We start from the raw sequence: 26,028 nt of genomic DNA on the forward strand, positions 1-26,028 counted from the left end.
TGCGAACAGGTCGTGCGGTCCGGCCACCGCCGCGACCTACGTCTGTTTCACGCTGACCCATCGGTCAAGAGAGTCCAGCCACCGTTCCCAGTCGAACCGCTCCACCGAATGCGGGCCGGGACGCAGGTGGTAGGCGACCGGCGCCGCCCCCTCACCGCCGCGTGAGCCGCCCGGCTCCGGGAACCCGCCGTCGGGCCGGGGATGAGCGTAGAGCTCCCACACCGTGGTCGCTTCGCGCCAGGAGAGAAGCTCTCCTTCCGGGTCGGCGTTCGGATCCTGGCTCGCACTGGCCACGTATACCGGCCGGGGTGCGATCGCTGCGATCAATTGATGCTGATCCACCGGTAGCGGGCGGCCGGCCAGTACCTCAGTGGCGAAGTGCCGGCTGAACCAATAGGGGCGGATCCGGGCGAGCACCTCGGGTGTTTCGCCGACCGGGCGCGATAGCGCGGCGCCCATAGCCCCGGAGTTGTTGCTCCTGAGTTGGCTCATTCAGGTTAGTGCGTGAGGTTGTCGCTGCCGATGGCGTTGAGGACGTCCTGAATCTCGGGTGGGATCAGCGGTGGGAAGGTCTGGGTTGCGCCGTTGATCGCGACCGTGGCCGAGCGCAGCGGGCGTAGTTGCTTGACGATCTTTCTGATCGATAGGCCGGTGCGGTCCTGAATGAACCGGGACACTGCCAGGGCCGTGAAGACGATGCTCAGGTGGGCTTCGATGGAGTCGCGGGTTCTGGCGAATATCGGGCGGGCCTGCAGGTCACTCTTGCTCATTCGGAATGAAGCCTCAACTTGCCAAAGGTCGTGATAACTGGAAATGACCTCCGTCGCGGGCATCATGGCGACGGGGATGTTGCTCTGGTAGCCCTTGAGCCCGACAAGACCCCTCGCGCGGGCCAGAGCGGCGGTGTCCAGTTCCCGGCCGGCTTTGGTGGTGGTGACGAATCGGGCGTTCTTCGGCCTCACCTCGCCGTTGATGATCGCCAGCGCCCGGTTCTCCTGGTTGGTGATGGTCTTGGTGTCTCGGGCGGCTCGTTTGCGTGAGTACTGCCAGATCGCCCGCCAGGCTTTGGGATGTTTCACCGGGTCCCAGACCGGTTCAGCGCGCTTGGCGGTGTCGCGCTTCCTGGTCCCGCCGCCGCGGGGAGTGATGGTGTCGATCACCTGCCCGTCATCAAAGGCATCGCCATGCCAACGAAAGTGCCGAGCCAGGTCCCCCGGGGCCTTGGTTGCCCGGGAGCCGACGATGAACCGCAGATTCGCATCATCCAACGCCTCCAGGTTGGTTTGTGAGAGCATCCCGGCATCAGCCACGATGACCATGTCCTCGATACTGTGGCGGTCCTGGAACTGGCGGATGATCGGCAACAGCGTGTGCGTCTCGGCCTGGTTTCCCTCGAAACAGCCGATCTCTAGGGGGAACCCGCCGCGGTCGACCAGCAGCCCGACCACGATCTGGGGGTCGACCCGTCGTTCTTTCGAGTAGCCCACTTTCCGCAGGCCATCTTCGTTCTCGGCCTCGAAATACAACGTTTATGCCGACCTTCTGGTTATGCCGATGTTTGGGGTATCGGCCCAGGTCAGGGCCTTGTCGGTGGCCTGAAAGGTCGGCATATTCATAGGGTCGCGAGCCAGGCGAGGATGTCGGGTTCGGGCTGGTAGGTGCCGGGGTCGGTGTTCGGCGGGCGGGTGCGGTCGATCGCGGCTTGCTTGATGGCCATGTCGGCGTGCAGGTAGGCGTCGGTGGACTGGGTGTGTTGGTGTCCGAGCCAGAGAGCGATCACGGAGATGTCGACGCCGTGGGTGAGCAGGGTCATCGCGGCGGTGTGCCGCAGGGTGTGCATCGTGACGTGCTTGTCCGCGATGCTGACGCACTCGGCGGCTGCTGTCGCGACGTGGATCTTGAGGCGGTGTTCGAGGGCATCGGGTGAGAGGTGCTGGCCGCGGGGTCCACAGAAGAGCGCCTCACCGGGGCGGGCGCGCCGTTCGGCGAGGTAGCCGGTCATGACCGCGACGGTGGTCGAGGTCAGCGGCGTCGATCGGGTGCGCCGGCCCTTGCCGGTGCAGGTGACATTCGCGCCGACACCGAGCCTGATGTCGGCGTAGGTCAGCGAGGTCAGTTCGCTGATGCGTAGCCCGGTTTGGATCGCCAGGACCAGCAGGGCATGGTCGCGCCGGCCGGTCCACCGGGTGCGGTCGGGCGCGGCGATCAGGGCGTCGGACTCTGCGGGAGTGAGGAACTCGAGCATCGGTTTGGGATGGCGTTTGGGTGGGATCGCCAGCACGCGGGTGATCGTGCCAGCGTGCTCGAGGTGAGCGGGTAGGGCGTGGGCGAGCACGGCCCGGATCCCGGACAGGCGGGTGTTGCGGGTGGCAGTGCTGTTGCCGCGCTCATCCTCGAGGTAGTCAAGGAACGCGGTGACGTTCTCGGCGTCGATGTCACCGATGTCGATGCGCTCGATTCTGGTGCCAGTCCTGGCGGCGAGGAAGGTGATGAGCATCCGCCAGGTGTCCCGGTAGGTGCTGATGGTGTGCCCGGACAGGTTTCCGTTGGGCGTGGGCGAAGGTGGTGAAGTACGTTTGCAGCTCGATGGCCAGGGCGTTCATGACAGGTCTCCTTTCGGGCTGGTCGCCTCGAGGCGTCCGGCTGCGGCGGCGAGCAGGTCCGGGACGGCGCTGAGGTACCAGTAGGTGTGTTCCGGGCCGGTGTGCCCGAGCCAGGTTGAGAGCAGCCCGAGGGTTCGGGCGGGGTTGGTGCTGTGGGTGTACGCGGCGATCATGTGCCCGGTGGCGAAGGTGTGGCGGAGGTCGTGCAGGCGAGGACGGCGCTGTCCGGTCGGGACCAGCTCGAGGGCGTCGACCAGAGCACCAAAGTGCTGCTCGATCGTTTCGAGGACGAAGCCGCTGCCACGGTTGTTGACGAAGATCGGCCCGGTCGGTGACGGACCGGTGGCCAGGCGCTCGGGCATGCTCAAGTACTCGACCAGCGCTGCTGTCGTTGACGGGTGCAGCGGGATGAGCCGGTCCAGCGGGGTCTTGGTGCCATGAACCTGCAACAGGTTCTCGGCCACCTCGAGGTCGTTGACTCTCAACCGGAGAGCCTCCCCGATGCGCAGCCCGGTGGCAGCGAGCAGGCCGATGATCGTGGACATCGTCGTCGCCACCCGCACGTCGGGGAAGAACAGCGGGCACGCCGTCAGCAGGTGGTCCAGGTCGGCCTGGGAGTAGATGAACGGTGCCGGCCTGGTCGTCCTGGCCGGGAGTAGCCCTGGCGGGATTCGCGGGACGTCGGCTCCGCGCGCGTTCAGCCAGGCCGCGAACGGGCGCACCGCAGTCAACCGTTGTGACCACCACACGGGCGCAGCATCAGCAGGTTCACGGGCCCACTGCACGGCGTCCTCGATCGTGAACGTCTCGCTCTTGCCGCGCTCTTGGAGCCAGTTGAGGAACTGTCGCAGCAGGTACTCGCTGGTCTTGAGCTGGAACCCCAGCCCGCGACGCTGAGCAAGGTAGGTGTCGAGCTCGTCGTGAAGGCACAGAGTGGACGGATCGCTGCTCATCGTGGCACCTGCCCGAACGGCACGGTCAGTGTCCGTAGCGAGGCCAGGTCGACCCGGGCGTACACGCTTGTGCTGGCGGCGTTGGAGTGGCCGAGGAGCTCTTGAGCCTCGATCAGGCTTCCACCGGTTGCGATGACGTTCATCGCTGCGGTGTGCCGCAGCCGGTGCGCATGCACCACTCCGAGCCCTGCCGCTTCGGCGCGGTGCTTGACGATGTCGGAGATCCCGGCGCTGCTCAACGCGCGGATCGGTGGCCGGACCCGCACGAACAGTGCCCGATCCAGTGCGTCAGGGCGCGCTTGCAGCCAGGCGATCAGCGCCTGGCCGACATCGACCGGTACTGGCAGCGTCAACCGCCGCGGTCCTTTGCCGATCACGCTGACCCGTCCGACGGCCCAATCGACGTCGTCGAGTCCCAGGGTCGCGGCCTCTCCGGCGCGTAGCCCGAGCCGCCACAGTGTGGTGATCACCGCCCGGTCTCGAAGGCCGACAATCGTGTCCAGGTCGCACGCGCTCAGCAGACCTTCGACCTGCCCGGGCGACAATCCCCGGGGCAGCATGGCCCGTGTGGCCCGGGCACGCAGGATCCCGCCAGTCAGGTCGCGCTCGATTCGACCGGTCGCCAGCGCCCACCGCAGCAGCGACCGCATCGCATCCACGATCGCGGCACGCGAAGCCGACGCGAGGCCTTCCGCACGGTCGACGATGAACGCGTTCACGACCGTGACGTCACACGCGCTCCAGTTGATCACTTCATCGGCAACGGGCAGTGAGTCGACCAGTGCGCCAACCCAGCCCCGACGATGATGGATACATGCCTGGCTGATCCCGCGAGCCTCGCGCTGCCAACGGCCCCACGCATCCAACTCGCCCACAGCGGCTGACCCCAACGGCGGCGCCTCCCTCGCGCTCGGGCCACGAACTCGCTTACGTACCAACTCCTCACCGGGCAGGTACCCACACTCGACGAGGAACCGGCGCACGGCCGGGGACCTCACCTTGACGATCACATGTCCCGGGACACCGGGGGCATACTTGGCCTGGAACGCCTCAAGCACATCAAGGCTCAGCGCTGCCAGCGACACATCGTGATCGTCCATCCAGGCGCTCAACCCGCGAGCCACGCCGAGAACTTGCGGGACCATCGTTCGTGAGTACCGCTCCGCTGCCAACCAGGCCGCCAACTGCTCCATCACCACCCCCTCCAGCGGACCACGAGCCACAACGGGCATCACCGGCAACACGACGACCACCTCCGAGCACACGAACACCTTGGAGGATCAGCGTGTCGTTATGCCGACCTTTCAGGCCACCGACAAGGCCCTGACCTGGGCCGATACCCCAAACATCGGCATAACCAGAAGGTCGGCATAAACGTTGTTATGCCGACATCGGCATAACAGCGTGGTGACGTCATACAAAATCAGAGAGATATCACCGTTGCTGCTCGCGTGGGTGAAGCACTTCTGGGCGATCTGGGAGCGGTAGTCCTGATCAATCACCGCCCGTAGCCGGCGCTTGATCGTGGCGTAACTGGGCGCGTTGCGACCCAGATCATCCAGCACCCGCCCGGCGTCGAGTTTCGATGTCGGCTCCACGATGCGGGCGATCACCAGATCCTCAAACACCTCATCGCCTACGACGTCGAACCCCAACTGCCCATAAACGGCGCTGAGTACCTGCCCCAGCAGCACACTGCTGGTGGCCTGCACCCGGCCAGGCCCATCACGCATACCCCCGGCACTTGGCAGAACCGGACCTTGCTGGGGATCGGGGAACAACTCCTCCTGCTGCGGCACCTGGCTCAGTACCGGTGTGATGGGCGGGCGCGGGGAAACCTCGAAATCCAACCTCCCCTGATCAGGAGCAAGCAGTTCGTTGGCCCGGGCCAGCAAAATCCCCAACTCGGCATCAGTGTGCGCCGAACCGAGGTGCTTGATGATCCGCTGCTTACCGTCGGCATACTCCGCGATCTGCACCGCCGTGGCACCAGACTTGGTCCGAACCCGCCGAATGAAGGCCATCGGACGACCTTAGAACAACCCTCGTTAGTGCGTGAAAACCACCTCGACAGCGAACAAACCTGCAGGTCACAGCCCTGCAGCACCGGAAACATCAGAGCCGTGAGCCAACTCAGGTTGCTGATCGCTGCAGCAAACCGGCTGTCCTGGGCCGCGGCCCAGAGTGCGGCCTTGCCCAACCGGGAATCGCCCATCACCGCCACTTTCGAGGCATCGATCTCCGGCACCATGCCAGCCAGAACCATCGACAAACGCAGTTCCGGTTCGATCCTCTGCCGGTGGAGATGAGGGAGTTCGTGCATTGGCTGACCGGAGCGCCCCGCCCGGAGGTGACGCTGCGCGACGCTGACCGCGGGCTTGCCGTCGCCGAGGCAGTAATACGGTCCGCAGCCGAACACGGGGCAGTGCAGCAGATCCAGTAGGTGGCCCGGTTGCTGCCCGATGGTGCCATCTGCTTCCTGCTTGCCATCCAACCTGAAGAAGGGAGAAGGATTCCCGCACGGTAGGTGCGCCGAGATCGAGACCGGCGTTCCTCAATCCAGGTAGGCGGGCCCGGGAGACACCCAATGCTGATGCAACAGGGCGACCTGCCCGGGTAGCACCCGGTCGAGGGAGAGATCCGGCAGCCGGTCGACATTGAACCAGGCCACCTCGCTTGTCTCAGCACTGGCAAATGAGAAATCAACATCGGTCAGCGGTTCACACACGAAAAGTAACTTATAGATGTGCCGGTCGTAGACCGGCACATGCGGCCACAGTTCTCGATCGACGATCCCAGCGAGGTGGCGGGCCCGCACGGTGACACCAGCCTCTTCCTGGACTTCTCGTTCGACAGCTTGGCGCGGGCTCTCCAACACGTCACACCAGCCTCCGGGCAGGGTCCATCGATGTTCGTCCGCCACTTCTCGAACAAGCAGCACCTGGCCGCCATCGTTGAACACCCCTGCGCGCACATCGATCTGGGTGTCGTGTAACCAGCCACGCCCGCAATCTCGGCGTCATACGCGATGAGTTCATCTGAGGTCAATTCCCGCATGAGGTCGCGGGCTATCGCGCCGACGCGGTGGAACCGTTCGATGTCGAACCTGTCAGTGCAATAGGCAAGGCCTGACTCTGACAATGCCGCCAGTTCGATCGAAATCCGTCGGATCTGATCACGCTTTTCTCGCGGATCCTTCATTATGCACCTCATTCCTGCATCGGCGTCTCAGCAGACCCGGGCGAATTCAGTCGAACGTCATACGCAATGCGGTCAGGTCATCTGAGGGGCCGAACAGCGGGAGGGGGGACCGAGCTCGCCATCGCTCGGCAGTTCGAATGTCGTCAGCGACCTGGTCCAGTGAGACAGTCGGGTCAAGAGCCTCGGCCACACCGCTCAGGACACCGAGTTCTTGCCAGGCTCGGGTAAATCCGTCGCTTGCCACCAGGACCGTCCGGACATCGGCCAGCGGAAGTCGGATCACCTTCACCTCCTCGGCTACGGCAGACTCCCCCGCCATCACCCAGTAGGAGCCGGTCCGGTTTCGACGTTGCCGTTGTGCCAGCAACCCCTTGCGAGCCTCTGTCCGTGCGACATCAACATGCTCTCCGCTCAGTACTGACCGATAGAACGCCAGCGCCGCTCGGACCTCGTGCTTTTCCACCCGATTGTCGACACAGACCACGACTCGACCATCGCGACACTGGGCGGCCGCCAGAACGTCGGCGACGCTAGCGAGCTCGAGTACGCCACGGACGGCTCGTGCCGCACCCACCGCACAGGCGGGGGCCTCGCCGGCGGTGGACGGTCTCTGGCGCACCGCGTTCTGGAGCACCTCGGCCAACTCAGTCTGACGCTGCTCCAGGAAGGCATTGATCACCGTCTCGGCATAATCCTGGACCACTGCGCCATCATCAGGGCAGATTGGGGTGACCCCGTCGGCCACCACCAGGCAGTCCTGACCCGCGCCCGCCCGGTCCTGGTCCTTGAGTGAGGGCCGCATGACCGCGCAGAGGTGCGCACGCTGACCACCGAATGTCACGGTCGCTTCGCCGCTGATCGGACCGCGCTCCCCGGTGAGGACGCCTTCGATGCTCACTTCAATCCCGTCGTCGCGATGCCCTGAACGATGTAGCGCTGGAAGAAGATGAACAGGATCAACATCGGCAGGATCGACAGCACGGCCCCGGCCATCAGCAGGTTCCACTGCGTGCCGAACTCACTTTGTAACGTGGTGAGCCCGACCGTGACGGGTCGCAACTCCCGGCTGGAGATGTACAGCACCGGTCGTAACAACTCGTTCCAGTTGTTGATGAACGCGACGAGGAACAGAGTCGTGACCGCTGGGGCTGAGAGCGGCAGAAAAATCGACCAATAGATGCGCCATGGTTTGGCCCCGTCGACGGTAGCTGCTTCGACCAACTCGTCGGGAATGTTCATAAAGAACTCGCGCATCATGAACGTTCCGAACGTACCCACGAGCACCGAAGGGACGATCAGCGGTAGGTACGTGTCCAACCATCCGAGTTCGGACACCAAAACGAACTCAGGAATAATCGTGACTTCCGGCGGGAACAGCATCGTGGCCAGCAAAATCCCGAAAACGACGTTCGAACCACGGAATCGCATCCGGGCGAACGCAAAGCCCGCCATGGTACAGGTGAGCACCTGACCAATACCGGTCATCGTCCCAACGAACATGCTATTGGCGAGGTACCGGGTAAAATTGTGCTCGAACAGTACTGTGCGAAAATTCTCCCAGAGCGGTTGGGCGAACATCTCAGTGCTGATCTGTGGGGGGAATTCGAGCGCAGCACTGGACTCATTCAAACTAGTCAATACCATCCAGGCAAACGGAAATATAGTGACAGCACCGACACCCAAGAGACCGATGTAGGCCAGTGTCAGCCTGGCCTTGCTCTGCCTGCGGCTGTACCAACGTGTACCGCCGTTTCGACGCGGTGCCTTTCTTGTAATCGGGTCGGTTGGCTGATTTCGCGCCGTACCCGGGAGCAAATCAGAGGTCATAGCTCACCACCCTTCTCCGCACCCAGAACGATACGAGAGTCAGCGCTCCCACCAGAACCGCAAGCACCATCGCTACAGCCGAGGCGTACCCCATCCGACCGAAGGTGAAGGCGTTCTCATAAATGAAGTAGGCCAGCGTGTTGGAGGCATTAAGTGGGCCTCCTCCCGTCATCACGTATGTCACTTCGAATGTCTGGAATGCCGCGATGAAGGTAATAATGAAGATGAAGAAGGACTGCGGAGCGATCAGCGGAAGCGTAATAGAGAAAACCTGCCGAAGTTTCTTCGCGCCATCAATCCTAGCCGCCTCGTAAAGCATCTGCGGAACTCCTTGGAGTGCTGCTAGGAACAAGATCATCTGGAAACCAACGGTTTTCCATGTCGCGACAATTACTAAAGCGATCAGCGACCACGGACTGTCCGCTAACCATGCCGGCGGGTCCTCGACCCCGAATAGCCGGAGGAGACCGTTCAGCAAGCCAAACCGGGTCGCGAAGATCCAGTTCCAGAGCATGGCTACGGCAACCATCGTAGTGATGTAGGGCAAGAAGAGCACGCCGCGGATAAATTGAACTCCGCGGAGCCGCTGGTTGACCGCCAGCGCCAGGCCGAACGAAATGATCATGACGCCTGGTACAAACAGACCAGCAAAAACAATAGTATTGCGCAAAACCTGCCAGAAGGTGTCCGAACCAATCAGTTCGGAATAGTTGTCCAGCCCGACCCATCGTGGGGAGGTGCGGACGTTCCAGGCGGTAAGACTAGCCAATCCTGCACCGACTGCGGGGGCTAGGCGAAAGACGATGAGGCCCAGAACGGCAGGGGCTAGGAATAGCCACGGTACCCATTTACCGTGTCTCAGCATGCGAGGACTCCCAATTCACTACAGAGAAGCTGGTGCCTGCGAGGTGCTGGAAGGCAGATCGCTTGCCCCAGCACCTCGCAGGCGATGTAGCGGTCTACTGTTCGAACCGCGAGATCACTTCGTTTCCTCGCGTCTCAGTGCGGTCGATGGCCTCCTCCAGGCTCATCCGCCCGTTGAGGACTTCGTCAAGGAAGGCTTCCATGCCGTCTCCGCCGGTGTATCCGCGCCACTCACCCCAGCCCATGGTGAAACTGGTGGGACCAGCGTGCTCACCCCACTCGAGCATGAACTCCTGATTGTCCGGCTGTACGCCCGGCTGAAGGATCGCGTCGTCATCCGCAGCGGGCATATAGATCGGGATCTTGCCTGCTTCCACAGTCTCGGCCGGACGCTCAGCCCCGGTGAGCCAATCGATCAGCATCCAGGCTTCCTCCGGGTGATCGGAGTCAGCAGAAATGGCCATCAGGTCCGACCATCCATACGAGACATCCTCCGTGGCCTGGGGTCCACGCGGAATCGGCGCGATCCGCCACGTGAAGTCGTCCGCCACGGCATTACGCACGCTATCGAGCGCGAAGATTCCGTCGACCCACATCGCGCTCAGGCCACGGGTAAAGGGCTCGTGATTCTCCATGCCCTCCATCTCACGAGGCTCGGGTGCAACCTCATGCTCATGGATCAACGACTCCAGGAAGGCCAGCGCCTCGGCGGCGTTGTCGTCTACGACGATGCTGCCGTCCTCGGCGACGAGGTGTCCCCCGTTATTGAAAATCCAGGACTCGATCTGGGTGTACCGACCAAAGAAGTTGTGCCCGTAGCGCTCCTTCTGGCTGCCCGGCGCGCCGATGGTGGTGGCTTGCGCGGCCTCGAGGAAGTCATCCCATGTCCAGCCTTCGGTGGGCTCGGGAACTCCGGCTTCCTCGAAGGCGTCGACGTTGTAGTACAAGACGGTGTGCACGAATGCATACGGGAAGGCGTACAGTTCACCGGACTCTGGGTGTTGTGCGTCTTCAGCTGTGCCGAGTGCGTACTGCTCCGCGTCGATGTCCCGATCAACGTATTCCTGAATATTGATGATGAGGTCATCATGGATCCACTCCTGGACATACCCAGACGACATATACATCACGTCAGGAAGATCACCGGAGGCCGCCATCGCTTCCGCGCGGGTCCAGTATTCAGGGGTTGCGACTGACTCCAGTTGTACGGAGATGTGAGGGTGCGCTTCCTCGAACTCCGCGATCAGTTCAAGTTCCTGCGCTTCAAGATCAGTCGCCCAGTTGTAATAGGTCAGCGTGATCTCCTCCGCGCCGCCTGCGCCGGTATCTGTCTCTGCGTCTGTGTCGGACTGGTCTGCAGAATCTCCGCAAGCTGCCAGCACCAGGGCGCCAACCGCGAGCGCAGCCGCGACAGGCGCTCTATTTCTCCGCGACTTCTTCGTTGTCACTCTCATATCCTTATCCTTCGCTTTCAGCGTGCATCTTTACTCTGGTTGCTTGTGAGTTCGTTGTGGTGGGCACTCTCATTGTCGTGCTGCGGAGCCAATAGACGGTGGCGCGCGGGGGAAGTTCGGGTGAACTAGGCATCATCCGGGCAACTCCGCGCACCGTGGTCAGGAGCGGTGCCACCAGAGGGAGCGCTCCACCCACTAGGCACCTGCCGGGGTGAGTCGGGCGGCCGAATCCGCGTCAAGGAACAGGCGGGCATGAGACTGCTTACGCAGAATGGAGGCTGGTACATCTCTCGTGACCGGTCCCTCCAAAGTTGCCTGCACAATCGGAGCCTTGCGAGACTCGGGAGTGACTACCAGGACCCTCTCCGGGCGCAACAACGCCGGGATGGTAAGGCTCAACGCGTGGGTGGGAGCTTCTGCAAGTGAGGGGAAATGGCCTTCATTGACCTGTTGCCGCCGAGAAACCTCGTCCATCTCGACCATGCGGACCAGATCCGCGGTGTCGAAGTCAGCCGGCGGGTCATTGAAAGCCAGATGCCCGTTCTCGCCGATGCCCATGACACACACGACTGGGTCCAAGTCCTGCAGTAGTTGGGTGTATCGGGCGATCTCCTCAGCGTAAGGTTCGTGATCGCCACGCATCCCTTCGAACCGCCGCAGTGGTACCTTCGCCTGAATATTCTCGCGCATCCACCGCCGAAAACTCGCCGGGTGGTCCGCAGACATTCCGTAGTATTCGTCCATGTGCAGCACAGTGATGCGCGACCATTCGATGTCCTCACGGGCGACCGCTGCGTCAATGAAGTCCAACTGAGAGTTTCCGGTCGCTAGGATCACCGAGATCTCATCCCGTGTGGCTAAGGCGGCTTTGGTGGCCTCAGCAAACGCTGCGGCGGCCACGTTGCCGTTCTCCTCAGCGGTACTGCTGATAGTCACGGCGAGATCCTCGTACATGTGTGTGGTCATGGACGTTCCTTTCCGGTCGGAGATGTGTGCCAGTGCCCGCGCACCGCTACGGCGCATGGGATCAGGTCTTGATCCAGAACTGCCAGATCCGCCCAATACCCTGGGGCCAAGCGACCGACGCCGCTCAGTCGCGCCGCTCCTGCAGGGATGGATGTCACCATCGCAACAGCTTGGAATGCTCAATCCCAGCGCCCGGACGGCGATTGGCACCATCTGCGGTAACAGGGTGGTGCTCCCGCCGAAGGCGGTGCCGTCCTCGGTCAAGCCTACGCCGTCGCCGACTCGATAGGTCACCGCGCCCATGCGGTAACTGCTGCCTTCAGGGTTGCCCGCACCAGGGGTGGCGTCGGAAACCAGGCAGAGCCGATCGCCGAGTGAGCGGTGCGCCAGTCGCATCAACAGCGGAGGCAGGTGCTTGCCGTCACTGATCATCTCCACCGTCAAGTCCTCGGAAGCCAGCGTCGCCTCTAACACCCCGGGAACACGCCACGGCCCGACGCGTCTGGTGGTGGATTGGCCGGAGAATACGTGGATGATGTGGCTCAGGCCGGCGACTTGGCACGCTTGCAGGTCTTCGGCCGTGCCATCGCTGTGCCCTGCGGCCGCGACGATGCCAGCCTCAACGAGGCGTTCGGTCAGGGGGATCGCCCCGTCCAACTCGGGCGCAAAACTCATCATGGAGATCGCATCGGTATAGGCCAGCAGGTCCTCCACGGAACCGTCCGACGGGGTCCGCAAGGCGTGCGGGTCCTGGGCGCCGGCCTGAACGTGAGAGAAGTACGGGCCCTCCAAGTTTGCTCCCGGGATGCGGAGAGTGGCCGGCGGGCTCGCCCTGGGGGACGAAGTCGGATTCTCGGTGTCAGCGAAGTCTCGATCGCCCGCCGACGACACAGCGTCTGTCGGTGCACCTGTGCCCTCCACCGACAGGGATATATCGACACTGGCGGAGAGCGCGTCCAAGGCCTGGACCAACTCATCGATCGACGCGGATGCAAGAGTCGGAAGGGCGGTGGTGACGCCCGCGGAAAGCAGCGCGTTCCCGATGTGCTCGATCGCCTCCACAGACCCTTCGTTGTACGCACGTCCCATCGCACCATGGACGTGTAGGTCAATGAAGCCCGGGGTGAGGTAAGCACCTGCAATGTGCTTGATGGGTGTACTAGCGGGCAGAGCACTGATCGGCATGACATCGGCGATCCGCTCGCCTCGGACCACTAGGCAGTGGTTGTCAAGGAGCGCCGTCGAGGTGACGATTTGCGGGCCAGCGTAAGCGATGGCGGAACGGTTGAACTCCATCCCGTCCTCCGAAGCCTCAACTACACCGATGAGCACCTTTGCCGCAACCTTAGACCGGCCGAAATAAAAATACCGAACTCCTTGCACTCTTGCAAGCCAGTGGCACCTCGGCCAGCCACACGGGCCGGGCGTGCGAAGCTCTCAGGGGTGCCGCTCTGCTCGTGTGACACCGTCGCGGATGGCAGGAGCCGGCGCGGTCGAGCCACGCACAACTAACCCGGTGTCCACCTGGAGGAGGTTCTGCTGCAGCGGGGCACGGTCCCTGCCCTCGATCGTCGCCTCGACGAGGTCCAGGAGCACATCGACTGCCTGCATCCCGGCTTGGGCGCCAGGCACATGCACTGTCGTTAGGCTCGGATACGCCATCGCGGACATAGGGCTGTCGTCGATACCGATCAGGCTGATCTCTCTGCCGACCTCGATGCCCCGCTCATTCAGTCGCGCCATCACACCAAGGGCGATGAGGTCGTCATAGGCGATCACCGCTGTGGCATCGGAGGCGTTGACCAGATCAGCTGCCCGGGCGCCAGCCTGGATCTGCGGTTCGAAGGGCCCGAACTCAAGGAGCTCCACCCCTGCCTCGGCACAGGCCTGCCGGACTGCCCGCTGACGCTGGGTATTGGACCACGATCGCTTCGGACCGTTGAGATAGCTGATGGTGCGGTGCCCCAAGGCGATCAGGTGGTCCACCGCCTCAATCATTCCGACGGAGTTCTCGATCGTGACGCTGGTGACTCCCTGCTGCTCGCGGTTCAGAAGCACCAAGGGCATCTCCTGGGCCAACTGGGCCAACTGCTCGCCGCTGCTTCGCGCCGAGGCGATGATCAGGCCGTCCACCCTGCTCGCAAGGAACTCTGCGCGCCGAATCTCATCGGAGGCGTACTCGTTGAAGTCCGCGATCACCACAGTGCGCCCAAGCGCTCCGGCCCGGGCCTGGACTGCTTTGATGATGGGCGGGAAGAACGGATTGGCGATATCGGGCACGATCAACCCGATCGTGTCGGTGCGGCTCGCTGCTGTCAGCCTGAGCGCGTGCGGGGAGGTATACCCCATCTGAGAAGCGATCCGGTGAATCCGGCGCCCGGTCTCGGCATTCACCTTCTCCGGCAGGGACAGGGCACGAGACACCGTCGATGCTGAGACACCGGCGGCCTTCGCAATGTCAGTAAGGGTGACGTTCATGCTGTATCCCTATCCATCCGTGCAGCAATACCGCAATGTACCGCAATGACCGCGATATAGTCCTCTCCGACTCATCGACTGGCGCTACCACCGCGTACGGCTCCAGAATCCCCGCCCCACTGGCTGCCCGAGTCGCACCATCCCATACTGGCTTGCGCACGCTCGCATCAAGGGAAGGACTCGTATGGACCTGACGGACAAGAAGATCATCGTCACCGGTGGCGCCCGCGGCATGGGTGCGGCCACCGTCGCCGCCTACGTGGAGGCGGGCGCCACCGTCGTGGCGATGGACGTGCTCGACGACGAGGGCCGCGCGGTCGCCGAGTCCGCCACCCAGACCGGGCCCGGCTCGGCGAGTTACCGGAACCTCGATGTGTCGAACAAGGGCAGGGTGGACATCGTGTTCGCCGAGGCGGTCGAGCAGATCGGCGGGTTGGACGTGCTGGCCCACCCGGCCGCGATCCAGCGCTCGGCGACCGCAGAGAACACGCCGGTGTCGGACTGGGATCTGATGTTCGCGGTGAACGTGCGCGGGACGATGCTCACCAACGCCGCAGCGCACCGGCACATGAAGGGCACCGGCGGATCGATCATCAACTTCGGGTCGATCTCGGGCCTGCGTGCGGAGATCTCGGCCCCCGCCTACTCCGCGTCGAAGGGCGCGGTGCACTCCTGGACCCGCACCGCCGCCGATCGTGGGGCAAGGACAACATCCGGGTGAACGCCATCCTGCCCGCGATCGCCACCCCGATGTACGACGAGGCGATCGCCCGGCTCGATCATGACGGGCGCACCGCGCACTATTGGCAGAACGAGGAATCCATCGCCCTGGGCCAGAAGTACGGCGATCCCAAGGAGGACCTCGGGCCGGTGATGGTGTTTCTGGCCTCCGACGGCTCCCGGTTCATCACCGGCCAACTCATCCCGGTCGACGGCGGTCAAGCCTCCGTTCGTTGACGATGCGGCCCGCAGAGGGCCTTGTGATCGTGGCCGGGCACTCCGGCAGCGGCCGACGACGACACAGCGCCATCGCGGCAGGTCCACCTGTCCTCGGGCTGCTCCACTCCTCAGGTGCGGTAGACCTCGACCCCGGCCACACGGGTCGCCACCACCTCATCACCGTCCCACTCGATGGTGTCGGCGCCACGAGTGGCCCGTTCAGCCAGGCCGAGGATCGTGGCGGGGTTGGTGGTGGCCATGCGCAGGATGTCACCGCGTTCGAAGGGCAGGTGCCGACGCATCCAGGCCACACCGTGCCGCAGGGAATGCCCTGATCCGGCCAGCAGGTGCGTCCCGGCCAACGTCAGGCGACCGTCGTCGTGCACGGTGACATTCCCGCCCACCGGGGTCCGATAGGCCCCGGGAGCGACTCCGGCCAGGGCGACCGAGTCGGAGGTGAGGACCGTGCGCTCGAGTCCCTTGGCGCGGATGAACGCGGTGAGAGTGTCGACGGGCAGGTGATGTCCGTCCGGGATCACCATCGCGATGAGCCGGTCCTGGGCAAGCTGGGCCCAGATGTGGTTCGGGTGGCGCGGCAACACCGGGTAGGTGCCGTTGCCCAGATGGGTGCTCAGGGTGGCGCCGGCCCGTGCGGCGTCGTGAATGTCCACGGGTGCGGCGGCGCTGTGCCCCAGAGACACACGCACTCCGCGCTCGATGGCCCCGGCGATGTAGTCCAGAGTTCCGGTGCGCTCGGGGGCGAGCGTGACGATCCGCACCAGGCCCCGCGCCGCCTGTTGCCAACGGTCCAGTTCACCCAGGTCCGGGTCGCGCAGATTGTCAGCGTCGTGCGCTCCCCGGGGTCCGTCATCGGGTGCCAGGTACGGGCCTTCGACGTGCACCCCGGCGATGCTGTGGGCGATCAGCGGATCGGTTCTCCGGGCAGCGGCGATCTGGGCCAGGCAATGCTCGATCTTGTCCGCACCGGCGGTGATCACCGTGGGCAGATAGGTGGTGACACCCTGTGTCCACAGCGCCCGGGTGAGGTCGACGATCGTCTGGGGCGTGACGTCATCGGCGTTCACGTCATGGCCGGCGTACCCGTTGATCTGCAGATCGATCAGGCCGGCGGTGCGTTCGGTGGGCGGCATGGGCTCAGTGTGAGCGGGCACTGCGCCGTCAGTTCGTCCCGACGCGCTGGGCCGGGAAATCCGCAGGCAAGGAGCCCGCTGCGTCCTCGTCCAGGAACAGATGGGCGCTGGCGTGGGTGCGCAGCGCGCTGGCCGGCAGTGCGGGCGTGATGGGGCCGGTGAGCGCAGCGGCGACCGAAGCGGCCTTGGGCTCGCCCAGTACGGTGCCTACGATGACGCCACCGTGCATGATCGCCGGTACCGTCAGGGTCAGCGCATGGGTGGGGACCTCATCGAGGGTGGCGAAGAGCCCCTCATCGACCTGCTGCTGACGGGAGGCGTGCGCCAGGGCGATCTCGCGGACCAGCGCCGGGTCGTCGAAGTCGGTGTCACCGGGCTCGTTGAACGCCAGATGGCCGTTCACGCCGATGCCCAGGCAGACCAGGTCGATCGGGCCTGCCTCGAGTGCCTGGGTGTAACGCTCGATCTCGGCCGCCGCTTCGCCATCGGTACGGATGCGGTCCAGGCCGGGCTGGGCCTGCTCCGGCAGCCGATCGGCGAGCCACTGGCCAAAGGCGGCCGGGTGATGCGGGTCCAAGCCCAGGTAATCATCCAGGTGCATCGAGGTCACCTTCGACCAGTCGATCCCTTCGGATGCACCCAGGGTGGCGATGGTCGCCTCCTGGGACGGGGCGCTGGCGAATATCACCCTGGCCCGGCCACGCTTCGCCAGCGCCTCGCGCAACACCTCGGCCGCGACCTGCCCAGCGCGGGCACCGGCCTGATCGGCAGTGGGCGCGATACCGACATTGATCTCGCTGGGAACATTCACACTGGCGGACATGCCTTGGTCTCTCTTCGGTAGGATAGTTCTGCAAGCGATTGCATCAATGTAGCCAACTCAGGGCCGGTTAGGCAAACACGCCGGTTAGGCAAACACCAATGGTGACAACCGTTATTCGTCACCACAAACCAGCCCGTGCACCGTCACGGCCCCAGCAACGAAGGTGAGGCACCCGTCATGTCCGAGGCAGCACGACACGCAGCCGAGCAAGCCCGTACCCACCTGCAGACATTGATCCTGCCGTACTGGCTCTCTCACGGAATCGATGAGGAACTCGGTGGCTTCTTCACCTGTTTCGACAACCGGGGCCGCAAGCGGGTCTCCACGGACAAGTTCACCTGGTCCCAGGGTCGGTTCGTGTGGCTACTCGCGCGTGCAGCGGGGTTGGCGCACCGCGGCATGCTGGATGCCGATCCCGCTGACCTCCTCGGCCACGCTGAGCGCGGTGCCCGGTTCCTTCTCGATCATGCTGTGTTGCCTGAGGGAACCACACGTTTCGTGGTCGGGGGCGGGACGGGGGCCCCGCACAGTCGCCGGATCAGCCCGAACGCGGCGTCTACGCCGACTGGTTCGTAGTGATGGGCCTGTCCGAACTAGCGGCCCAGACCGGTGACCGGCGTTGGCTGGATCGGGCACTGCCGGTGTTGGAGCGGTCCCGATCCGATCACTTTTCCGGTACCGCACCCACTCCTCCGTATGAGGTTCCGGCCGGCCACAGCGCCTACGGCCCGCGGATGATCCTGGCCAATACGTTGCTCGTCGCCGCCCAGGCGGCCGCGGCGCTGGGTATTCACGACCATCTGCGCGAGTACCTGGCAGCAGCAATCCAGGACGTGCTGTGGCACCGGCTCGACGACGGCACCTTTACCGAGATGCCGGGGCCGGACCCTGAGGGCCTAGTGACCCGTCACCGGGTCCCCGGGCACGCCATCGAGGGCATTTGGGTACTGCTTGAATCGTTGGACCTGCTGGAGGACGATCGGGACCGCGGGCCCTTGCTCCAATCGGTCGTGGCGATGTGCGAGTTGGGCTGGGACCCCCAGCACGGCGGGATCCTGCGCTACACCGATGCGACCGGGCCGAGCAAGCCCACGGGGAGTACCGGTGGTAGCGCTTATGAGGAGTTGGTCCGCAGCACGTGGTCGAGCAAATTGTGGTGGGTACATTCCGAGGCCGCCGCCACTACGGCGATCGCAGCGTTCCAGTTCGGGTACGCGGCGGCTCGTCCTTGGTTCGATCGGATCTGGGACTACACGATGAACACCTTCCCCGGCGGAGCGGAGGGTGCGGAATGGATCCAGATCCGCGATCGCGCCGGGTTGCCGATGGACCAGGTGGTGGCGCTACCGGTGAAGGACCCTTTCCACATCACCCGGAACTTGATGCAGATCATGCAGGTGGGCTGAACCTCACACCGGGGCGCTGCCACGACCTCACCCCGGGGGCGCCGCCACGGTGCCGCGCCGCTGCAGTTCGCCTTTGAGGGTAATGCTGCGGGCACGCTCTCCGGCGACGACCCGGTTCAGCAACGCCACGGCTTGGGCGCCCAACTCCACCATCGGAGCCGCGACCGTGGTCAGGGACGGGGTCATCGTCTGGGCTAACAGGACATCGTCACATCCGACAATGCTGCGGTCCTGCGGAACCCGCTCCCCCTCGTCGTTGAGGCCGGCGATAATGCCGGCCGCCATCAAGTCATCGAAGGCAATGATCGCTGTCGCCCCGGAATCGATCAACTCCCGGGCCGCGGCACGACCATCCCGGAACTGGGCCTCCAGCGGACCCACTTCCACCAGGGCCACATCCTCGTGGTGAGCCCAGGAGCGCACCGCCTCAGCCCGGCGGTCTGCCGCCCACGAACCGACGGGACCCAACACCAGCGCAAATCGGTGGTGACCCACGTCGCGAAGATGGTTGGCAGCCTCATGCAGCGCATCGGTGTTGTCGCAGACGACCGATGGAAGGCCCCGAACCAGCCGGTTGACCACCACGCTGGGAATCCCATCGAGCATCGAGCGAAGTCGATTCGTCGGCAGTCGCGGCGAAGCGACGATCAGCCCGTCGACCTGGGGACGAATTCTGCTGACCAGATCCTCCTCGGCAGTGGCACTGCGCTCGGAGTCGATCAGAATGACCTCTGCGTCACGTTCGGCCGCGGCATGCTGCACGGCGCGCACCAAGGGCGGGAAGAACGGGTTGGTAATGTCCGGGACGAGCAGCCCGTACAAGCCGGTGCGACCGGTTGCCAGCCCGCGGGCTGCCCGGTTGGGCGCATATCCTAGAGTTCTTTGGCTTTGGACAGCACCTGGTCGCGCACGCTGGCCTTGACCAGGTCCGGACGCGAGAACGCGCGCGAGACGGTCGATGCCGAGATCCCCAACTCCCCGGCGATCGAATAGATGGTCACCCGCCGCATCACCCGCTCCCTTCTCTGGTGTTTTGCTGAGGGCACACGTTAGCGCCTCCGCCTTTGCGGAAGGGCCAGTATGTATCCCGGGAAGCCCAAGCGCCGCTTTACCAGCCGTGACTTGTCAGCACAGTTCGCGAGCATGTACGATGCTTTGCAATCGGTTGCGGTGGCGGTGGAACCCCAGTTCTCGCTCAGAGTCCAGAGTCGCTGCACATCAAAGGTGATCGTCCCAGGATCGCAGGCGATCCTGGCGGAAGGAGTCGGGGACCATGGCAGGTACCGGGAAAGTCTCACGTCGACAGTTACTGATCATGGGCGGGGGTGCACTAGGTGCGTTGGGGCTGGCTGCCTGTACCGGTGACAACGGCGGAACGAATGCATTCAACGGCGGCGGCGGCACTGACCTGATGGAGTCACCGATGTTGACCGAACTCGTCGAGGCCGGGGAACTCCCGGAACTAGCGGATCGGCTTCCTTCCGATCCGATGGTGATCGAGCCCTGGGGCGAGGTTGGTCGCTTCGGGGGAACGCTGAATCGTGCAACAACAACCGGAGCCCCCACCACGAACTTCCGCGGGTTCGCGCACGCCAGTCTGCTGGAATGGAATTGGGAAGGCGACGGACCGATACCCAGTCTTGCTGCGCAGTTCGAGAAGGACGACACGAACACGACGTTTACTTTTACCCTGCGGGACCAGTTGAAGTGGTCCGACGGTGAGCCGTTCACCACAGAGGACATTCGCTTCGTGTGGGAGGACATGTTCGGCTACGAACCAATGTCTCCCGTTCCGCCCCACTGGGTGACCAATCCGGACGGCTCCTTGGCACGGTTAGACATCATCGACGAGTTGACCTTCGAAGTCACCTTCAATGAACCAGCTGCCCTCTTTGAGCGGTACATATGCTTCCCGAACCGCGGTGAAGGGCTGATTCGACCCCGGCACTACCTTGAACAGTTCCATCCCGAGTACACCTCAGAGTCCGAACTCGACGCCTTGGTCTCCGATGCCGGATTCGAATCTTGGGATCAACTCTACGTAGACCGCTCACATCCGTGGCTGAACGAGGAAATGCCAGTGATGGGCGCATACAAAGCACCTGGCATTTTAGACTCCCAAGGTGTGGGCAGGATGGAGCGGAACCCGTACTTCTGGAAGACCGATCCCGATGGTAGGCAGTTGCCCTATATCGATGTGATTCAGGTGCAGGATCTTGAGCAGGAGACTCTAGATCTTCGCGCCGCCAACGCCGATATGCAGTTCCAGGCCCATGAACTTGGTTACGAAAGCGCCCAGGTTTTCATCCAGAATGCAGAGGATCGCGGGTATGAGATGCACCGTTGGGGCTTAGAGGATCGACTTCTCACCCTCTCTTTAATCTGTCGCACGAAGACGAGGCTATCCGCGACCTCTTCAACGAGCACGATTTCCGCGTGGCGCTATCGCTGGCGATAGACCGGCAAGATCTCAACGACACACTTCTAGGCGGTCTGGGAGAAATTCGCCAGCCGATCCCTACTGAGGCATCGGATTACTACATCGAAGGAGGAGGGCAGCAACACCTCGACCATGACGTCGATGAGGCAAACCGGCTGCTCGACGGACTCGGACTGGAACGCGGTGCCAACGGCATGAGGACTTTGCCGGACGGCTCTCCGCTCAGTCTAGTCGTGATCTCTCGGTTGGACGGCGCTGGGGTTTCAATTGCCGACGTGTTGTCTCGCGTAGTGCGTTACTGGGCGGAGGTCGGCATCGATCTGACCCATCAGCCCATGGACAACACCCTTTACACCGAAACGTACATGAGCAACGACTTCGATATCGATCTGAGCGATGTCTTCAAGACAGACAACTGGGACTTGGAGCCAGTCTGGTATGTACCAATCTCCGCCGGTAGCCACTCCTGCCCCGCGTTTGGTCAGTGGTATGAGAGCGGTGGCACCGACGGTATCGAACCGACCGATGAGTTCAAAGATATTCTCGCCACTTGGGAGCGCCTCATCGCCGCGCCCAGTGATGAGGAGCGTATCGAAGCCGGACGCCAAATCGTCCAGCAGCACGAGGACAACCTTTATGTCATCGGTATCATTGCGCCGGCGTTCCAGCCGGTAATCGTCAGTAACGACATTCGAAATGTCCGTGATGATGAGCCGATCCTCTCATATTTCCACGGGAGGGAACTCTTCACGAAGCCGGAGCAACTGTACTTCACGGACGGCACATAGGTAACCCTCGTGACCTTCGTTCGCGCCACTCGGTTGTGTGCGAATCGGTGACTGACCATGAAAGTGAGCGAGTTGTATGACCTTGAGGCAACCCAATGATTAGATTTGTCATCCTCCGGATCCTTCAGGTCATACCTACGCTGTTCGCAGTTTCACTGATCGCATTCTTCATCATTCAACTTCCACCGGGTAACTACTTAACGGTCCACATTGCGAACCTGCAGGCGCAAGGAGAAACAATCGACCCCGCGCAGATCGAGGCGCTGCGTCAGAGATACGGCATTGATGACCCGTTTTGGGTGCAGTACTGGAAATGGATCAGCAATATCCTTTTCCACGGCGACTTGGGGCAGTCTTTCCAGCATGGCCGACCGGTTTCGGTTCTGATCGGAGACGTACTTCCGCTCACCCTCATCCTGGGAGTCTCGACACTCCTACTGACGTGGGCTATCGCACTCCCCGCAGGCGTCATCTCGGCAATGCGGCAACACAGCGTCGTGGACTACACCATCTCCGGGATTGGTTTCGTCGCCCTTGCGGTCCCGAACTTCCTGGTTGCACTGATATTCGCCTATCTCGGTTTCGCACTCCTCGGAACCAGCGTCGGCGGCCTCTTCTCGCCCGAGTACGCACATGCTCCATGGAGTCTCGCAAAAGTGATTGACCTGCTCGAACACCTCTGGATACCGGTCCTGGTGATCTCGTTGGCAGGCACGGCAGGCATCATCCGGGTGACCCGCGCCAATATGCTTGATGAGTTGCGCAAACCCTACGTGACGACGGCACGAGCTAAAGGGCTCTCCGAGGGAAAGATTGTCCGCAAATACCCGCTCCGAATCGCCCTCAATCCATTCATATCGACGGTGGGTTGGAATATCCCAAGCATTTTCGACGGCGAAGTCATCGTGGCCACGGTTCTCGCACTCGGAACAACCGGACCACTTCTTCTTGGGGCGCTCCGGGCGCAGGACATGTATCTTGCGGGAGGAATCATTTTCATTATCGCGGTACTAACCGTCATTGGCACACTAATATCGGATATACTTCTGGCTGCAGTGGATCCGCGCGTACGGTATGGGCGCATCTGATGACTGACAGGATCATACCCGACCAGTCGCCCGATTTAGAGGATGAAACAGCGGCCCGAACGGCATTACCCACTGGGGGTGAGGATGTCCGGAGTGCTGGGCAATGGCGGCTAGTGCGCGCACGCTTCCGCAGGCATCGGATGGCGATGATTGGCCTGTGGGTGCTCATAGTGCTGTACACGGTGGCCATCTTTGCTGGCTTTTTCGCACCGTTCAACACCGCAAGTTATGGCAGTCAAGATGCATACCATCCACCCCAGATACCGCGGTACTCGACTGAACACGGGCTGCACGTCCCCGAAACGTCGTCTTTCACCGATCCCGAAACGCTGGCACCCACCTTCGAAGAGGATCCGGAGGAGGTAGTCTCTCTTGGGTTCTTCGTGCGGGGGGACCCCTACAGGCTCTTCGGCTTCATCCCGATGGATATCCACCTCTTCGGGCCCGAAGATCCCGAGCAGCGCTGGTACCCCTTAGGCGGTGACCGCGCTGGTGGCGATCTGCTATCCAAGATCATCTACGGGTCTCAAATCTCCTTGTCGATCGGACTCGCTGGTGTCGGTGTCTCATTGTTGCTCGGTCTCATACTTGGCGGTATCTCCGGCTATTTCGGAGGTGCGATCGATAATGTGGTCCAACGGGTAATCGAATTGTTGATGTCCATTCCAACGCTGCCGTTGTGGCTTGGTCTCGCGGCGTCGATACCACCGCAATGGGGCCCAGTCCCGACCTATTTCATGATCACTGTGATCCTCTCTCTCGTCGGGTGGACGAACTTGGCTCGGGTGATCCGCGGGAGGCTATTACAAACCCGTGGTGAGGATTACGTACTTGCAGCCCGGTTGGACGGCGTGCCGACCCGCCGGATCATCTCCCGACACATGCTGCCATCCTTCGCCTCGCACATCATTGCGACGGTTTCACTTGCTGTGCCGACGATGATCCTGTCCGAAACCGCATTGTCATTTCTAGGCCTAGGACTGCAGGCGCCCGCAGTCTCGTGGGGGGTTTTGTTGCAGGATGCTCAGAGTGTCAGAGTCCTGGCGAACGCGCCCTGGCTATTGTTGCCCGGCTTGGCCGTGGTACTAGCGGTCGTCGCTTTCAACTTCGTCGGTGACGGTCTACGTGATTCTGCGGATCCGTATGGGAAGAGGTGATGATGTCGATGTTCCGGACTAAGGCTAGTCGCCAGCGTCGCCAGGCAAAAGAACTGACCGCAGAGCGCGACCGGGTTACCGTGGGCGACGAACGACTCCAGGATCCTGACTCGATCCTAGAGATCCAGAATCTACACACAAGGTTCAGTACCGACTCCGGTGACGTTCATGCCGTTGACGGTATCGATATACGCGTCCGCCGAGGCTCCACCACCTGCATCGTTGGAGAGTCAGGCTCGGGCAAATCCGCTGCGGTTCGGTCGGTACTGCAAGTTGTTGAGCATCCTGGTCGAATCCACGCCGGTTCGGTGCTCTTCCGCGCTGATCCCCACGGTGCAGTTCGCGATCTCGCCCAGATGAATCCCACCGGGCCGGCTATCCGCTCGGTGCGTGGACGCGAGATCGGAATGGTCTTCCAAGAGCCAATGACCGCACTCTCGCCGGTGCACACGATCGGTAACCAGATCCGCGAGGTCCTCGAATTGCACACGGACCTTTCTCCGGACGAAATCAACGAGCGGGTGATCAGCGAACTAGAGCGTGTTGGCATCCCTCAACCGGATGTGCGGGTCGACGCTTACACTTTTGAGTTGTCCGGCGGTATGCGGCAGCGCGCAATGCTTGCCATGGCTCTGATCGCCCGCCCTTCCCTGCTGATCGCCGATGAGCCCACTACCGCTCTGGATGTGACGACACAGGCGCAGATCCTCGACCTGCTCTCTGACCTTAAAGAGTCCCTTGACATGACCGTCGTGTTCATCACGCACGACTTGGGGGTGGTCGCCGAGATCGCTGATGACGTAGTCGTGATGAACGAGGGCAAGATCGTTGAGACGGGCACAGTCGACCAGATCTTCCATGATCCCCAGCAGGAGTACACCAGAACGTTGCTGTCTGGTCTGCCCCAGTTCGTAGCCGCGAGTGCCAACGGCACCATGAGCACGGTACGCGAAGAGGTCGAGGCCAATGAGCAGGGCGTAGCCCAAACTGATCACGGTGATGCTCCCGCGCCCGACCCGCTTCTCCAAATCCGTAACCTGCGGGTGGAGTTCGACGCCGCCGGAGGGGGCCTGTTCGGCCGGAAGAACAAGGACAAGGTCGTTGCCGTTAACGATGTCTCCCTGGCAATCACCAAAGGCACCACGGTGGGCCTGGTCGGTGAATCAGGCTGCGGTAAGACGACACTGGGGCGCACGGTGCTGCGCGCGTTGAAACCGACGTCGGGAACACTGGTGTATGGCGATGACGAGGCTCCTGAGGTTGACCTTGCCGGACTGGATGAGAAGGAATTGCTGCCCTTCCGTCGTCGGATTCGGATGATCTTCCAAGACCCCTACGGGTCGCTCAACCCAAGGATGACAGTCGGCCAGAGCATTGGGGAGGTACTCCGGGTCACCGGACAGGCTGCAGGTTCCGAACTCGATGACCGAGTGGCGGCGATGTTGGAACGGGTCGGATTGCGCAGTTCCATGATCAGCAGGTACCCAAACGCATTCTCCGGCGGTGAGCGTCAGCGAATTGGAATTGCACGTGCGTTGATCACCGAGCCGAAGTTGGTTGTCGCCGACGAGGCGGTCTCGGCACTCGATATGTCGATCCGTGGGCAGATCCTCGAGTTGCTCGCGGACCTCCAGCAGGACTTGGGACTGACCTACCTTTTCATCTCCCATGACCTGTCGGTCATCGAGCGGATCTGCGACCGTGTCGCAGTTATGTACTACGGCGAGATCGTCGAAGAAGGACCGATCAAGAAGGTCTTCCACGCACCAGAGCACACGTACACCCGAGCACTTCTGTCCGCAGTCCCGATCCCCGACCCACGCCTGCGAGGAACCAGAGAACGAGTTATCTACGAGCCAGAAATTGCTGCCGAGCGCTGACAGCACCGAT

General features: G+C 62.7%; 24 protein-coding genes and 3 pseudogenes. 9 read left to right on the top strand and 18 right to left on the bottom strand.

What is annotated here, in order from left to right:
* Positions 1 to 36 precede the first annotated feature (36 nt).
* The 14 genes and pseudogenes from ACRRRO_RS01585 to ACRRRO_RS01650 form a co-directional block, all read right to left on the bottom strand.
* The gene (locus ACRRRO_RS01585; RefSeq protein ID WP_424797592.1) at positions 37 to 492 is read right to left on the bottom strand and encodes a glucuronyl esterase domain-containing protein; all 456 of its coding nucleotides are present in this window, start codon (positions 490 to 492) and stop codon (positions 37 to 39) included.
* A gap of 5 nt (positions 493 to 497) precedes the next feature.
* Positions 498 to 1,529, bottom strand: a pseudogene (locus ACRRRO_RS01590) (IS1634 family transposase); the annotation flags it as partial.
* Positions 1,530 to 1,612: 83 nt separating this feature from the next.
* Positions 1,613 to 2,497 carry a tyrosine-type recombinase/integrase gene (locus ACRRRO_RS01595; RefSeq protein WP_434080953.1) on the bottom strand — a complete coding sequence of 295 codons (885 nt, stop codon included), beginning with the start codon at positions 2,495 to 2,497 and terminating at the stop codon, positions 1,613 to 1,615.
* A gap of 102 nt (positions 2,498 to 2,599) precedes the next feature.
* Positions 2,600 to 3,556: a tyrosine-type recombinase/integrase gene (locus ACRRRO_RS01600; protein ID WP_424798259.1), complete on the bottom strand. Its 957-nt coding sequence runs from the start codon at positions 3,554 to 3,556 to the stop codon at positions 2,600 to 2,602.
* Positions 3,553 to 4,827, bottom strand: a complete 1,275-nt coding sequence (locus ACRRRO_RS01605; protein WP_434080717.1) for a tyrosine-type recombinase/integrase — start codon at positions 4,825 to 4,827, stop codon at positions 3,553 to 3,555. The genes ACRRRO_RS01600 and ACRRRO_RS01605 overlap by 4 nt, the downstream gene beginning before the upstream one ends.
* Before the next feature lie 129 nt (positions 4,828 to 4,956).
* A pseudogene (locus ACRRRO_RS01610) lies at positions 4,957 to 5,580 on the bottom strand (IS1634 family transposase); the annotation flags it as partial.
* 530 nt (positions 5,581 to 6,110) lie between these two features.
* Positions 6,111 to 6,518, bottom strand: a complete 408-nt coding sequence (locus ACRRRO_RS01615) for an NUDIX domain-containing protein (RefSeq protein WP_434080954.1) — start codon at positions 6,516 to 6,518, stop codon at positions 6,111 to 6,113.
* A 137-nt stretch (positions 6,519 to 6,655) separates the two neighbouring features.
* Positions 6,656 to 6,769 (bottom strand): annotated as a pseudogene (locus ACRRRO_RS01620) (hypothetical protein); the annotation flags it as partial.
* A 34-nt stretch (positions 6,770 to 6,803) separates the two neighbouring features.
* Entirely contained in the window at positions 6,804 to 7,763 is a 960-nt protein-coding gene (locus ACRRRO_RS01625) for a hypothetical protein (protein ID WP_434080955.1), read from the bottom strand.
* Complete coding sequence (locus tag ACRRRO_RS01630; protein ID WP_434080956.1) at positions 7,652 to 8,584, bottom strand: carbohydrate ABC transporter permease; 933 nt, start codon at positions 8,582 to 8,584, stop codon at positions 7,652 to 7,654. The genes ACRRRO_RS01625 and ACRRRO_RS01630 overlap by 112 nt, the downstream gene beginning before the upstream one ends.
* Positions 8,574 to 9,353 (bottom strand): carbohydrate ABC transporter permease, encoded by a 780-nt coding sequence (locus ACRRRO_RS01635; RefSeq protein ID WP_434080957.1) that lies wholly within the window; start codon positions 9,351 to 9,353, stop codon positions 8,574 to 8,576. The genes ACRRRO_RS01630 and ACRRRO_RS01635 overlap by 11 nt, the downstream gene beginning before the upstream one ends.
* A gap of 190 nt (positions 9,354 to 9,543) precedes the next feature.
* Complete coding sequence (locus ACRRRO_RS01640; protein ID WP_434080958.1) at positions 9,544 to 10,896, bottom strand: ABC transporter substrate-binding protein; 1,353 nt, start codon at positions 10,894 to 10,896, stop codon at positions 9,544 to 9,546.
* A gap of 201 nt (positions 10,897 to 11,097) precedes the next feature.
* Positions 11,098 to 13,164: a 6-phosphogluconolactonase gene (locus ACRRRO_RS01645; protein WP_434080959.1), complete on the bottom strand. Its 2,067-nt coding sequence runs from the start codon at positions 13,162 to 13,164 to the stop codon at positions 11,098 to 11,100.
* Between the two features lie 141 nt (positions 13,165 to 13,305).
* The gene (locus ACRRRO_RS01650) at positions 13,306 to 14,346 is read right to left on the bottom strand and encodes a LacI family DNA-binding transcriptional regulator (protein WP_424798333.1); all 1,041 of its coding nucleotides are present in this window, start codon (positions 14,344 to 14,346) and stop codon (positions 13,306 to 13,308) included.
* 184 nt (positions 14,347 to 14,530) lie between these two features.
* Between ACRRRO_RS01650 and ACRRRO_RS01655 the strand changes: the two genes are divergently transcribed.
* Positions 14,531 to 15,067 carry an SDR family NAD(P)-dependent oxidoreductase gene (locus tag ACRRRO_RS01655; RefSeq protein WP_434080960.1) on the top strand — a complete coding sequence of 179 codons (537 nt, stop codon included), beginning with the start codon at positions 14,531 to 14,533 and terminating at the stop codon, positions 15,065 to 15,067.
* Positions 15,064 to 15,303 (top strand): SDR family oxidoreductase, encoded by a 240-nt coding sequence (locus tag ACRRRO_RS01660; RefSeq protein ID WP_434080961.1) that lies wholly within the window; start codon positions 15,064 to 15,066, stop codon positions 15,301 to 15,303. Before ACRRRO_RS01655 ends, ACRRRO_RS01660 begins: the two co-directional genes overlap by 4 nt.
* A gap of 110 nt (positions 15,304 to 15,413) precedes the next feature.
* On the opposite strand, the gene ACRRRO_RS01665 is transcribed toward ACRRRO_RS01660, so the two are convergent.
* Entirely contained in the window at positions 15,414 to 16,436 is a 1,023-nt protein-coding gene (locus tag ACRRRO_RS01665; RefSeq protein WP_424798331.1) for an N-acetylglucosamine-6-phosphate deacetylase, read from the bottom strand.
* A 28-nt stretch (positions 16,437 to 16,464) separates the two neighbouring features.
* Positions 16,465 to 17,259, bottom strand: coding sequence for a 6-phosphogluconolactonase (locus tag ACRRRO_RS01670; protein ID WP_424798330.1), 795 nt, complete (start codon positions 17,257 to 17,259; stop codon positions 16,465 to 16,467).
* 177 nt (positions 17,260 to 17,436) lie between these two features.
* On the opposite strand from ACRRRO_RS01670, the gene ACRRRO_RS01675 reads away from it, so the two are divergent.
* Positions 17,437 to 17,835 carry a hypothetical protein gene (locus ACRRRO_RS01675; RefSeq protein WP_434080962.1) on the top strand — a complete coding sequence of 133 codons (399 nt, stop codon included), beginning with the start codon at positions 17,437 to 17,439 and terminating at the stop codon, positions 17,833 to 17,835.
* A 2-nt stretch (positions 17,836 to 17,837) separates the two neighbouring features.
* Positions 17,838 to 18,665: an AGE family epimerase/isomerase gene (locus tag ACRRRO_RS01680; RefSeq protein ID WP_434080963.1), complete on the top strand. Its 828-nt coding sequence runs from the start codon at positions 17,838 to 17,840 to the stop codon at positions 18,663 to 18,665.
* Between the two features lie 27 nt (positions 18,666 to 18,692).
* Here the strand turns inward: ACRRRO_RS01680 and ACRRRO_RS01685 are convergent, their stop codons facing one another.
* Positions 18,693 to 19,487 (bottom strand): LacI family DNA-binding transcriptional regulator, encoded by a 795-nt coding sequence (locus ACRRRO_RS01685; protein ID WP_434080964.1) that lies wholly within the window; start codon positions 19,485 to 19,487, stop codon positions 18,693 to 18,695.
* Between the two features lie 50 nt (positions 19,488 to 19,537).
* The gene (locus tag ACRRRO_RS01690) at positions 19,538 to 19,666 is read right to left on the bottom strand and encodes a LacI family DNA-binding transcriptional regulator (protein ID WP_434080965.1); all 129 of its coding nucleotides are present in this window, start codon (positions 19,664 to 19,666) and stop codon (positions 19,538 to 19,540) included.
* 272 nt (positions 19,667 to 19,938) lie between these two features.
* Here ACRRRO_RS01690 and ACRRRO_RS01695 point away from each other — a divergent pair, with 272 nt between their 5' ends.
* The 5 genes from ACRRRO_RS01695 (at position 19,939) to ACRRRO_RS01715 (ending at position 26,018) form a co-directional block, all read left to right on the top strand.
* Positions 19,939 to 21,123, top strand: coding sequence for an ABC transporter substrate-binding protein (locus ACRRRO_RS01695; protein ID WP_434080966.1), 1,185 nt, complete (start codon positions 19,939 to 19,941; stop codon positions 21,121 to 21,123).
* Entirely contained in the window at positions 21,009 to 21,893 is an 885-nt protein-coding gene (locus ACRRRO_RS01700) for an ABC transporter substrate-binding protein (protein ID WP_434080967.1), read from the top strand. The genes ACRRRO_RS01695 and ACRRRO_RS01700 overlap by 115 nt, the downstream gene beginning before the upstream one ends.
* Positions 21,894 to 21,988: 95 nt before the next feature.
* The gene (locus tag ACRRRO_RS01705; RefSeq protein WP_434080968.1) at positions 21,989 to 22,981 is read left to right on the top strand and encodes an ABC transporter permease; all 993 of its coding nucleotides are present in this window, start codon (positions 21,989 to 21,991) and stop codon (positions 22,979 to 22,981) included.
* Entirely contained in the window at positions 22,981 to 24,138 is a 1,158-nt protein-coding gene (locus tag ACRRRO_RS01710) for an ABC transporter permease (protein WP_434080969.1), read from the top strand. Before ACRRRO_RS01705 ends, ACRRRO_RS01710 begins: the two co-directional genes overlap by 1 nt.
* A complete protein-coding gene (locus ACRRRO_RS01715; protein ID WP_434080970.1) occupies positions 24,138 to 26,018 on the top strand; it encodes an ABC transporter ATP-binding protein in 1,881 nt (626 codons plus the stop codon). Before ACRRRO_RS01710 ends, ACRRRO_RS01715 begins: the two co-directional genes overlap by 1 nt.
* Positions 26,019 to 26,028 lie beyond the last annotated feature (10 nt).

It is taken from the genome of Sanguibacter sp. Z1732 (genome assembly GCF_051020515.1).
Classification (GTDB): Bacteria; Actinomycetota; Actinomycetes; order Actinomycetales; family Beutenbergiaceae; genus CALKWS01.